Source organism: Pseudomonas rubra (assembly GCF_028656935.1).
GTDB classification, from domain to species: Bacteria; Pseudomonadota; Gammaproteobacteria; order Pseudomonadales; family Pseudomonadaceae; genus Aquipseudomonas; species Aquipseudomonas rubra.
Genome location: NZ_JAMDGZ010000033.1, coordinates 66,164 through 77,582 on the forward strand (window position 1 = coordinate 66,164; position 11,419 = coordinate 77,582).

General features: G+C 63.0%; 7 protein-coding genes. 1 reads left to right on the forward strand and 6 read right to left on the reverse strand.

Annotation, left to right across the window (positions count from 1 at the left end; genetic code table 11):
- Positions 1 to 24: 24 nt before the first annotated feature.
- Positions 25 to 2,028, forward strand: coding sequence for a hybrid sensor histidine kinase/response regulator (locus M5G17_RS15945; RefSeq protein ID WP_273893863.1), 2,004 nt, complete (start codon positions 25 to 27; stop codon positions 2,026 to 2,028).
- Positions 2,029 to 2,071: 43 nt separating this feature from the next.
- Here M5G17_RS15945 and M5G17_RS15950 read toward each other — a convergent pair whose 3' ends face one another.
- The 6 genes from M5G17_RS15950 to M5G17_RS15975 all read right to left on the reverse strand — a co-directional run.
- Positions 2,072 to 3,649 (reverse strand): ATP-binding protein, encoded by a 1,578-nt coding sequence (locus M5G17_RS15950; protein ID WP_273893864.1) that lies wholly within the window; start codon positions 3,647 to 3,649, stop codon positions 2,072 to 2,074.
- Positions 3,650 to 3,773: 124 nt separating this feature from the next.
- Positions 3,774 to 4,829, reverse strand: a complete 1,056-nt coding sequence (locus tag M5G17_RS15955; protein ID WP_273893865.1) for a tetratricopeptide repeat protein — start codon at positions 4,827 to 4,829, stop codon at positions 3,774 to 3,776.
- A 209-nt stretch (positions 4,830 to 5,038) separates the two neighbouring features.
- On the reverse strand, positions 5,039 to 6,466 hold the full coding sequence (locus M5G17_RS15960) for an efflux transporter outer membrane subunit (protein ID WP_273893866.1): 1,428 nt from the start codon (positions 6,464 to 6,466) through the stop codon (positions 5,039 to 5,041).
- Entirely contained in the window at positions 6,463 to 9,642 is a 3,180-nt protein-coding gene (locus M5G17_RS15965) for an efflux RND transporter permease subunit (RefSeq protein ID WP_273893867.1), read from the reverse strand. Before M5G17_RS15965 ends, M5G17_RS15960 begins: the two co-directional genes overlap by 4 nt.
- 12 nt (positions 9,643 to 9,654) lie before the next feature.
- Positions 9,655 to 10,896, reverse strand: coding sequence for a multidrug efflux RND transporter periplasmic adaptor subunit MexE (gene mexE, locus M5G17_RS15970; protein ID WP_273893868.1), 1,242 nt, complete (start codon positions 10,894 to 10,896; stop codon positions 9,655 to 9,657).
- A gap of 121 nt (positions 10,897 to 11,017) precedes the next feature.
- The coding region (locus M5G17_RS15975; protein ID WP_273893870.1) for a transposase at positions 11,018 to 11,419 on the reverse strand (402 nt) is incomplete at its 5' end.

Sequence of the window (11,419 nt, forward strand, 5' to 3'; positions counted from 1 at the left end):
CCGAGTTCGCCCATGCCAGGAACGATGAGTGTAAAGGTCCGCAACCATGACTGGGGCAGCACCGCCCTAGGGCCGTTGCACCTGTGGCCGGCGCCGTTGCGCATCGCCGTGGACATGTTGCTGGCCTCCAGGTTTCCCGGCTGCCTGGTCTGGGGCCCGCAGATGGTGACCATCTACAACGATGCCTTCAGGCCCATTCTCGGTGCCAAGCCCGAGGCCCTGGGCCGGGGTTTCGACGAGGTCTGGAGCGAGGCCTGGGACAGTATCGGTGGCCTGGTCTTTCGTACCCTTGCCGGCGAGGCGATCTTCATTGAGAACTTTCCGTTGCTGATCAACCGCAACGGCAGCATGGAACAAACCTACTTCACCTTCTGTTACAGCCCGATCCGTGACGAGCGCGGGGCGGTCGCCGGTTTTCTCGATACGGTGATCGAAACCACCGCCAGCGTCGAAGCCGAACAGCAGTGGCGGCATCTGGCGGATACCTTCGAGCGCCAGGTGCAGGAACGTACCGCCGACCGCAACCAGTTCTGGCAGATGTCCAGCGATATCATGCTGACCGTCCTGCCGGACCTGCGCATCAGCACCGTCAACCCGGCCTGGAACCAGGTGCTGGGCTGGTCGCAAGAGGAGGTCCTGGGGACATCGGTGATGGGTTTGATCCATGCCGACGACCTTCAGGAGGTCGAGTCGATCATTGAGCGTCTGCGCGCCGGCCAGGCGAGCGATAACAGGGTCAGCCGCTTGCGCCACAAGGATGGCCATTATCGCTGGTTCAACTGGGTTGCTGCGCCGTCGGAGCTTGGTTTCACTGCTGTTGGCAACGACATTACCGAGGAGCGCGAGCGTGAAGAGGCGTTGTCCCATGCTGAAGAGTTGCTGCGTCAAAGCCAGAAAATGGAAGCCATTGGCCAACTGTCCGGGGGCATGGCCCACGATTTCAACAATCTGCTGACCGGCATCAGCGGCAGCATCGAGTTGCTCGAACGGCGTATCGCCCAGGGTCACTTCGACAACCTGCAGGTCTACCTTGATGCCGCTCGCGGCGCAGCGAAGCGTGCGGCTATGCTGACTCACCGCTTGCTGGCCTTTTCCCGGCGTCAGGCCCTTGATCCTAAACCGGTTTGCGTCAATCAGCTGGTGCTGGACATTGAGAACCTGGTCCAGCAGACCCTTGGCGCGCACATCGACCTGCAGGTCAAGGTCGAGCCTGCTCCCTGGTGGGTGCTGATCGATGCCAACCAACTGGAAAACGCCCTGATCAACCTGTGCCTCAATGCCCGGGATGCCATGGGCGCTGGCGGGTGCCTGCGCATCACCACCAGTAACGAACGTCATGAACTGGCCCAGGAGGGCGCAGACGGCCTGGTCGCGGGCGACTATTTTTCACTGCAGGTGCAGGACAACGGCCATGGCATGAGTGCTGATGTCGTCGCCCGTGCCTTCGACCCGTTCTTCACCACCAAGCCGGTTGGTCAGGGTACCGGGCTTGGCTTGTCGATGGTCTATGGCTTCGTCCGTCAGTCTGGCGGGCGGGTGTGGATCGACTCAAGCCCGGGCGAGGGTGCCCGGGTGAAGATTCTCCTGCCCCGCTTTCTGGGTGAGTTGCCCCAGAGCCTGGCGGACGAGCCTGTGCGCAAGACCTTCGCCCGGGCAAATGGCGAACGTATCCTGCTGGTGGATGATGAGCGCACCTTGCGCCTGCTGCTCAAGGAGGCATTGGAAGAAGAGGGCTTCGAGGTCTTCGAGGCGGGCGATGCCAATGCGGCGCTGCAGCAGTATCGCCAGTTGGGTTCGATTGACCTGCTCATCACCGATATTGGCCTGCCAGGTGGCTTCAGCGGCCGTCAGGTGGCCAACGCCTTGCGCATGCAGCAGCCGCAGCAAAAAGTGTTGTTCATCACCGGCTACGCCGAGCAGGCGGTGACTGAGCAGGAAGTGTTCGAGCCGGGCATGGCCTTGATGACCAAGCCCTTCGGCCTGGACGCCCTGGTCCAACAGGTGCACGAGATGCTCGCGCCGGCCTAGGCGCTGCAGCAAGCGGTTAGCGGTTAGCGGTTTACACCATGACTCATGGGCGGCGCCCCTTGCCTAGCATCTGCGCGACTGTGGCAGTCAGTTGGGCGAACTCAAACGGTTTGCAGAGCATCTGCATGCCAGGATCGAGAAAGCGGTTGCGGACCACTGCGGTTTCGGCGAAACCGGTGATGAACAGCACTTGCAACGCTGGGCGCAAGGTACGGGCGATTTCCGCCAGCTGGCGGCCATTCATGCCCGGCAGCCCGACATCGCTGACCAGCAAATCGACCGGCTCTCCGGCCTGAAAGATCGCCAAGGCAGCATTGGCGTCGGCGGCCACCTTACAAAGGTAGCCTTGCTCATCCAGCGCTTGCTGCACCAGCAGGCGCACGGTGGCGTCATCCTCGACGATCAGCACGTTGGCCGGGGCGCCAGTGCTCGTTGCCTGCGCGTGCCCAGGGGCTGACGGGGCAGGTTGCCGGTCGTATCGCGGTAGGTACACATCGACCTGGGTGCCGTGGCCGATGCGGCTGTGCAACTGGACGTGGCCCTGGGACTGCTTGCTAAAGCCGTACACCATCGACAGCCCCAAGCCGGTACCCTGGCCGGTCGGCTTGGTGGTAAAGAACGGATCGAACGCCCGCTCCAGGGTGCTCTGCGCCATGCCGCAACCAGTGTCATGCAAGCGGATCAGTACATAGTCTCCGGCCGCCAGGGTTGGGCTGGAATCCAGGTGCTGATTGCTCGCGCTGACGACCAAGCGCCCGCCATTGGGCATGGCCTCCCGGGCATTGTTGAGCAGGTTGTCGAGGGCCTCGCGCAACTGCGTCGGATCGGCTTCGACCGGCCATAAATCGGAATCGATCTGCATCTGCACTGTGATCTGCGGGCTCAGTACCGGGCTCAGGCATCTTGCATCCAACAGGCTGCCCAACTGCACCGGTTGGGCATCGAGCGATTGCCGGCTGGAGAACGCCAGCAGTTGGTGGGTCAGCCGCGTGGCGCGCTTGACCGCCTCCTGGCTGAGGCTCAGTAGGCCGGGCAGGGCGTCTGTGCGGCCCTGCTTCACGCGTGTGCTCATAAGCTCCAGGCTGCCGCCGATACCGGTCAGCAAGTTGTTGAAGTCATGGGCGACGCCGCCGGCCAGTTGGCCGATAGCTTCCATCCTTTGGACCTGCTGCAGGTGCTGTTGTCGTTCCAGCTCCTGGTTCTGGTTGCGTGCCTGATACTGGCGGCGGCGGGCGCGCAAGGAGGACTGGGCGAGGGCCACGAGGCTGGCGGATTCGAATGGGCATTGCAGCAGGAACAGGTTGCCGAGGCTGGCGTCAGGGCATTGTGGCGGGCGTTGGCCGCGCGTGGGGGCTGCGGTCAGCAACACCACCGGCAAGTCCGACCAAGGTGGCTGCTTGCCCAGGTACTGGTGCAGGGCCGAGTGAGTGGCACCGTTGAGCGAGGCTGCGGCGATGATTGCCAGGCCCACACCTTGCTCCAGCGCCCGCCCCAGTTCATCCATGCTGGCAGCCGCCAGGGCCTGGATGCCTGCCTGGTCGAGCAGGCCCAGGGCCTGTTGGCTCAACTGCGCCGGAGCCAGAATCAACGCTCGTTCGGCATTGGCTAACGCGTCTCCCACAGCTGATCTCCTTCGATAACGTGTGGACAGGCACGTCTGCCGGTGCTTGTTGTCCTCACACTCTCTCTGGACCATGGCCTTTGCCGAGGGGTTCAACCGGGTTCTTGAACGGTCGTTTTGCGCCTCACAACCCTTGCTGCACCAACGGGTCGTCGGGGTTCTGCTGCTCCAGTTGGGCCAGCAGTACCTGCACGTTCTGTAACTGGCCGGTTTCTTTCCAGTACTCGATCAGCAGCACCCGGGCTTTGCGGTTGGCCGGTTGCCGGGCGAGGATGGTTTCCAGCTGTCGTTGCGCGGCATCGACCTGTTCCAACTGGTAGAGGCTGGTTGCCAGGGTATAGCGGTAGTCGCTGTTGTCCGGTTCAAGCTCCAGGGCCCTGGCAAAGGCCAGCAGGGCGTACTCGTCCTGGCCGTGGCGCAACAGCCAGCGGCCCAGTTCGTGCTGCAGGAAGGCCGAGTCCGGGCGTTGTTGCAGGGCTTTGGCCAGCAGCTGGCGCGAGGCGTCGGTCTGTCCCTGGCGCTCAAGCAGCTGTACCTGGGCGGCCAGGGCCTCAAGGTTGTCCGGGGCCAGTTGCAGGGTGCGCTGCAGCGCCTGCGCCGCCTCCTGATAGCTGTTCTCGTGCAAGTAGAGCTGAGCCAGGTGCAACTGTGCGCTGGCGTCGTCGCGGCGTTCGGCGAGTACCTGCTGGTACTGCTCCAGCACTTGTTGCAGCGGGCCGAAGTACAGGCCGATGTCATCCGGCCCCAGGCCCAGCAGGGCATCGACCACGGCAAAGCGCACGCTTTGCTCTTCATCGTCGAGCAGCGGACCGAGTACCAGGCTGCGCTGGGTGCCGGGCAGCATGGCCTGAATGCTGGCAATGGCGGCGCGGCGCACCAGTGGCTCGTCATGTTGCAGGTCGCGGCTGGCCAGCTTCAGGGCCAGGGGCGAGGGGTAATTGGGCAGTTCGCTGTACAGGCTGGCGCGGCGGATTGGCGACAGGTCACTGCGCCCCAACTGCTGGTACAGCACCCGTGCAGCGCCGGGCTGGCCGTCGTGGGCCATGGTCAGTGCCTTGCTGTAGCTGTGCTTGAGTGCAGGCGTGGGTGCAGGGCTGTCGTCACGCCAGAAATAGCCACCCAGGCCGAGGATAACCAGCAGGGTCAGGCTGACAAGCGTGTACTGGCGCTGTTTGGACATGGTGAATCCGAAGCGTGTCGCGGCGGCAAAGGGTTGAGCTTGGGTCACCAGGGCTGGTGGCGTCAAATGTAATAGAGGAGTGGATATCAATCGCGGGGCAAGTCGGGTCGCCGCATCGCCGCTCCCACAGTTTTCCGCGCATTGGATACAAAAAAGCCCCGCAAGCGGGGCAAGGGGCCGGTCAGAAACCAACCAAAGGAGCCATTGAATCAGTTTGCCGTCGCCACGCTCTCGGCCTGCCAGCCGCCACCCAGGGCCTTGTAGATGGCGACGATGCCGCGGTACAGGTCGACTTCACCCTGAGCCTGGGCATCTTCGGCGCTCAGGCGTTCGCGTTCGGCGTCGAGCAGCACCAGGTAATCCACCGTGCCTTCGCGATAGCGAATCGAAGCCAGGTCCGCCGCCTTGCGGCTGGCTTCGCTCTGGCGCAGCAGGGCCAGCAGCCGTTGCTGGCGTTTGCTGTAGTCGCTGAAGGCGTTTTCCGATTCTTCCAGAGCCAGCAGCACCTGCTGCTCGTAATTGGCCAGGGCGCCCTCTGCATCGGCGTTGGCGCCGCGCAGGCGGGCCCGCACGCTGCCCAGGTCGAACGCCGCCCAGGTGATGCTCGGGCCCAGGGCCCAGGCCTTGGCGGCCGAAGAGCCCAGCTGCGAGCCGCGCCCGGCGGTAAAGCCGAGAAAGCCGCTGAGGCTGACCCGTGGGAACAGATCAGCCGTGGCCACGCCGATGTTGGCCGTGGCAGCGGCCAACTGGCGTTCGGCGCTGCGGATATCCGGGCGGCGCTTGAGCAGCTCGCCCGGGTCACCCACCGGCAAGGCCTTGGCGATGGCCGGCAGTTGTGCCGGCGACAGATCGATGGCCAGGGCGTCCGGGCGCTGGCCGAGCAGGGTGGCGATGCGGTTGCGTGCCCGTACCTGTTCGGCCTGCAGTTGCGGCACGCTGGCTTCCACCGCTGCCAGGCGAGCGTCGGCGCGGACCACGTCGAGGTCGTTGCCGACCCCGGCGTCACGCAGGGTTTCGGTGATGCCCCGTGAATCCTGCTGGGTCTTGAGGTTGGCCAGAGCGATTTTCTCGCGCAACTGCGCACCGCGCAGCTGGCCATAGGCATCCACCAGTTCGGCGATCAAGCTGACTTGCAACTGCTGCAGGTCGGCCTGGGCCGCGTCCTGTTCAGCCTCGCTGGCTTCCAGCTGGCGCTGGATGCGGCCGAACAGGTCCAGCTCCCAGGCCATGTCCAGGCCCAGGTCATAGCGCTCGCTGTTGACCCGATCCTCGGTCTGGCCGGGGACCTGGCCTTTACCCAGGTCGGCGCTGGCGCGGCTGGTCACCGTTGGCAGGGCATCGTTGCTGACATCGTCGCGGATCGCCCGCGCCGCTTTCAGGCGGGCAAAGGCCACGCGCAGTTCACGGTTGCCGTCCAGCGACTGGCTAACCAGTGAGTTCAGCACCGGGTCGTCGAACTGCTTCCACCAGATGCTTTCAAAACGGCTGCGGTCGAATGCAGCCTTGGCGGTCGGCTCATTGGCCGCGCTCAATTGCGCCGCCCTGGTTTCCGGTGCCTGGTAGTCCGGGCCCACCGCACAGGCGGCAAGGGCCAGGACCAGCAGGCTGGGCACAAAGAGTTTCATACTGCGGTTCATGCATGAGTCTCCAGCTTCAGCGCACGCGCCGCTTTGCGGGCCTGGCTGCGTTCCACGTAACGGCGGATCAGGACAAAGAACACCGGCGTCAGCAGCAGACCGAAGAAGGTCACCCCGATCATCCCGGAGAACACCGCCACACCCATGGCATGACGCATTTCAGCACCGGCGCCGGAAGAGAACACCAGCGGTACCACACCCATGATGAAGGCAATCGAGGTCATCAGGATCGGCCGCAGACGCAGGCGGCAGGCTTCCAGTACTGCGGCCAGCGGGTCGAGGCCTTCGGCCTGTTTGTCCTTGGCGAATTCGACGATCAGGATGGCGTTCTTGCACGCCAGCCCCACCAGTACGATCAAGCCGATCTGGGTAAAGATGTTGTTGTCGCCTCCGGACAGGATCACCCCGGTAATCGCCGACAGCAGGGTCATCGGCACGATCAGGATCACCGCCAGCGGCAGGCTCCAGCTTTCGTACTGGGCGGCCAGCACCAGGAAGGCCAGCAGTACGCAGAGCGGGAAAACGAACAACGCGGTGTTACCAGACAGGATCTGCTGGTAAGTAAGCTCGGTCCATTCAAAGGTCATGCCGTTGGGCAGTTCGTCCTTGAGCAGTTTCTCGATGGCTTTCTCCGCTTGTCCGGAGCTGTAGCCAGGCGCTGCGGCACCGTTGATCTCGGCGGTGATGAAGCCGTTGTAGTGCATCACGCGGTCCGGCCCCGAGGTGTCGCTGATCTTGATGAAGGTCGCCAGCGGGATCATCTCGCCCTGGTTGTTGCGCACCTTGAGCTGGCCGATCTGCTCGGCTTCAAGACGGAACTGCTGCTCAGCCTGGACATTGACCTGGTAGGTGCGGCCAAAGCGGTTGAAGTCGTTGGCGTACAGCGAACCCAGGTAGATCTGCAGGGTGTCGAAGATATCGCTGATCGCTACACCGTGGGTCTTGGCCTTTTCCCGGTCGATGGCGGCATCGACCTGGGGTACGTTGACCTGGTAGCTGGTGAACAACCCGGCCAGCTCCGGCACGTTGTGGCTCTTGGCGATGATGTTCTGGGTTTCCTTGTACAACGCTTCGTAACCCAGGTTGCCACGGTCCTCGATTTGCAGGCGGAAACCACCGATGGTGCCCAGCCCCTGTACCGGCGGCGGTGGGAAGATGGCAATGTAGGCATCTTCGATATCGGCGAACTGCGCGTTCAGCGCGGCGGCAATCGCGGCGGCCGACTGGCTCGGGTCCTTGCGCTCATCGAACGGCTTGAGCGGGGTGAACACGATGCCGCTGTTCGGGCTGTTGGTGAAACCATTGATCGACAGGCCCGGGAAGGCCACCGAGTCGGCAACCCCTGGTTGCTTGAGGGCGATCTCGCTCATCTTCTTGATCACCGCTTCCGTGCGATCAAGGCTGGCGGCATCCGGCAGTTGCGCGAAGGCGACCAGGTACTGCTTGTCTTGCGCCGGCACAAAACCGGTAGGCGTCGAAGAGAAGCCCAGCCAGGTCATGATGATCAGGCCGCCATAGACGAACAGGGCGATGCCGCTGCTGCGGATGACCCGGCCGACGGCGCCGACGTAGCCATGGCTGGCACGGTCGAAGAAGCGGTTGAACGGGCCGAACAGCCAGCCGCCGAACAGGCGCTCGAGTACTTTCGAGAAGCGGTCTTTGGGGGCGTGGTGCTCCTTGAGCAGTACCGCAGCCAGGGCTGGCGACAGGGTCAGGGAGTTGAAGGCCGAGATCACCGTGGAGATGGCGATGGTCAGGGCGAACTGCTTGTAGAACTGCCCGGTAAGCCCGGAAATGAACGCGGCCGGCACGAACACCGCGCACAGTACCAGCGCCGTGGCGATGATCGGCCCGGTCACTTCGCCCATGGCCTTTTGCGTGGCTTCCAGGGGCTTGAGGCCCAAGCCGATGTTGCGCTCGACGTTCTCAACCACAACGATGGCGTCGTCCACCACGATACCGATGGCCAGTACCAGGCCGAACAGCGACAGGGCGTTGAGCGAAAAACCGAACAGGTGCATCACCGCAAAGGTACCGATCAAGGAAACCGGTACCGCCACCAGCGGGATGATCGAGGCGCGCCAGGTCTGCAGGAACAGAATAACGACCAGTACTACCAGGATCAGCGCTTCGAACAGGGTGTGGACGACCGCTTCGATCGAGCCACGAACGAACACCGTCGGGTCATAGACGATGCTGTAGTCCATGCCTTCAGGGAAGTCCTTCTTCAACTCGGCCATCTTCGCCCGGACCTCATCGGAGATCTCGATGGCGTTGGAGCCAGGGCGCTGGAAGATCGGGATGGCCACCGCCGGCTGGTTGTTCAGCAGCGAACGCAGGGCGTACTGGCTGGAGCCGAGCTCGACCCGGGCGATGTCTTTCAGGCGAGTGATTTCGCCATCGGCACCGGAACGGATGATGATGTTCTCGAACTCTTCTTCACTGACCAGGCGGCCCTGGGTGTTGACCGACAACTGGAAGCTGGTAGATCCGGGTGCTGGCGGTGCACCGAGTTGACCGGCCGCCACCTGACGGTTCTGCTCGCGAATGGCCGCCACTACATCGCTGGCGGTCAGGTTGCGCGAGGCGGTCTTGTTCGGGTCGAGCCACACACGCAACGAGTAGTCGCCCATGCCGAACAGCTGCACGTCACCGATGCCGCCCAGGCGTGCCAGTTCGTCCTTGATGTTCAAGATGGCATAGTTGGACAGGTAGAGCATGTCGTAGCGCTGGTCCGGCGAGGTCAGGTGCACAACCATGGTCAAGTCGGGCGAGGCCTTGTCGACGGTGATGCCGATGCGTGTGACTTCCTCGGGCAGCTTGGGCTGGGTCCGGGTCACACGGTTTTGCACCTGCACCTGGGCGTTGTCCAGGTCAGTGCCCAGGGCAAAGGTGACAGTCAGGGTCACTTTGCCATCGGCAGTGGACTGCGAGGACATGTAGAGCATGTTCTCGACCCCGGTAATCGCCTGCTCAAGTGGCGCGGCAACGGTTTCGCCGATCACTTTCGGGTTGGCGCCGGGGAAGTTGGCGCGTACCACCACGGTGGGCGGCACCACTTCGGGGTATTCGCTGATCGGCAGCTGGAACAGCGAGATGCTGCCGGCGATCAGGATCAGCAGCGACAGCACTGCGGCGAAGATCGGCCGGGTAATGAAAAACTTGGAAAAATTCATCGAACTGATCCCTTAACCGCGCGGTGCCGAAGCACTGGCAAGTTTTACGCTGGGGGTGGCCACGGCTTTGCCCTGGATACTGGCTTCGAGTGCCTGACGTTGTTGGGCGAGGGCGGCGATGGTCGCTTCACTGGCCATTGGCGTGTCCTGCGGGTCGACCGGCGAGCCCGGGCGCACCCGTTGCAGGCCCTTGACGACGATGCGGTCGTCTTTGCTCAGGCCATTGCGCACGATGCGCAGGCCTTCGAGTTTCGGCCCCAGCTCCACGGCGCGGTAAGCGGCCTTGTTGTCCTTGTCCATGACCAGCACGAACTTCTTGCCCAGGTCGGTACCGACCGCTTCATCGTTGATCAGCACTGCCGAATAGGTGGCGCTGCCGACCAGCTTCAGGCGCGCATACAGGCCCGGGGTGAACTGCCCGTCGGTGTTGTCGAACACCGCGCGGCCACGGATGGTGCCGGTCTTGGGGTTGACCTGGTTGTCGACGAAGTTCATCTGCCCCAGGTGCGGGTTGCCGCTTTCGTTGGACAGGCCCAGGTACACCGGGGTGCTCTGGCCGCGTTGGCCATTGCGCGCCAGCTGGGTGTACTTGAGGTACACGCGCTCGTCAGCGTCAAAGTAGGCATAGACTTTGTCGGTGGAAACCACGCTGGTCAGCGGCGTCACATCGGCGCTGACGATGTTGCCGGCGGTGAACTGGGCACGGCTGACCCGGCCGCTGATCGGTGCGGTGACGCGGGTGAAGCTCAGGTTCAGGCGCGCCAGGTCCAGCTGTGCCTGGATTGCGGCAACCCCGGCACGGGCTTCGGCGGCGGCGCTGGTACGCGACTCGGCCAGCTCGGCAGAAATCGCATTGCTGCTGCGCAGGCGCTCGCCGCGCTGAGCTTCGTTTTCGCTGCGGATGGCGGTGGCGCGGGCTTGTTGCAATTGGGCTTCGAGGCGACGGACCTCAGCCTGGAACGGACGCGGGTCGATCTGGAACAGCAGGTCGCCTTTTTTTACCTGGGCGCCTTCGGTGAAGGCCACCAGGTCGATCTGCCCAGAGACCCGCGGACGCACCTCGACGGTTTCCGGTGCTTCCAGGCGCCCGGTGAACTCGTCCCATTCGTTGATCGGTTGTTCCAGCACCTTGGCCACACTGACCTTGGTCGCTGCCGGCGCCTGCACGGCCTCCGGGGTACGACCGCAGGCACTCATCACCATTACAGCCAATAGAGCAAGGGGGTAACGCAAAGGTTTGAGTGACTGTTCCATGGGGAGTCCGCCAATGTATTGATAGTGGGCGGATTCTGCGATCTGTAACTATTAACAACGTATCGAATGGGGCGAAGGTCATTATCACTGGGAATGATATGAAGGCTCACTGTGGGAGATTCTATGGTTTTGGGCAAGCCAATTTGCCGCCCTTGGTGACGTATTCGTCCTGATTTTTCATCAGGGCGAATGCCACGCGTGCGAGCTTTCTGGCCAGTATCACCAGTGCTTGAGTCGTTGCCTTACCGTTGTTTAGATGCTGCTTATACAGTCCTTTCCAGGCGTCTGACCTGCTCGCCGACATGGCTGCGTTGTGGAGTAAACGGCGGATCTCAGAGCATCCCCGTTTTGTCAGGCGTCGGCGTCCGTTCTTTTGCCCAGAGTCATTAACTCGCAGATCCATCCCCAAGAACGCGATGTACGAATCACTGCTTTTGAACTCGCCTCGGACAAAGGCCATTACCAGCGCTGTAGCCGTGAGAAAGCCAATTCCCTCTACTGCCTGACAGCGAGTGACAGCCAG

What these genes read in the sequence shown, in the direction of transcription:
- M5G17_RS15945 (WP_273893863.1), top strand. Translation starts at nt 25, where the DNA reads ATGAGTGTAAAGGTCCGCAACCATGACTGGGGCAGCACCGCCCTAGGG.
- M5G17_RS15955 (WP_273893865.1), bottom strand. Translation starts at nt 4,829, where the DNA reads ATGTCCAAACAGCGCCAGTACACGCTTGTCAGCCTGACCCTGCTGGTT.
- M5G17_RS15960 (WP_273893866.1), bottom strand. Translation starts at nt 6,466, where the DNA reads ATGAACCGCAGTATGAAACTCTTTGTGCCCAGCCTGCTGGTCCTGGCC.
- M5G17_RS15965 (WP_273893867.1), bottom strand. Translation starts at nt 9,642, where the DNA reads ATGAATTTTTCCAAGTTTTTCATTACCCGGCCGATCTTCGCCGCAGTG.
- mexE (WP_273893868.1), bottom strand. Translation starts at nt 10,896, where the DNA reads ATGGAACAGTCACTCAAACCTTTGCGTTACCCCCTTGCTCTATTGGCT.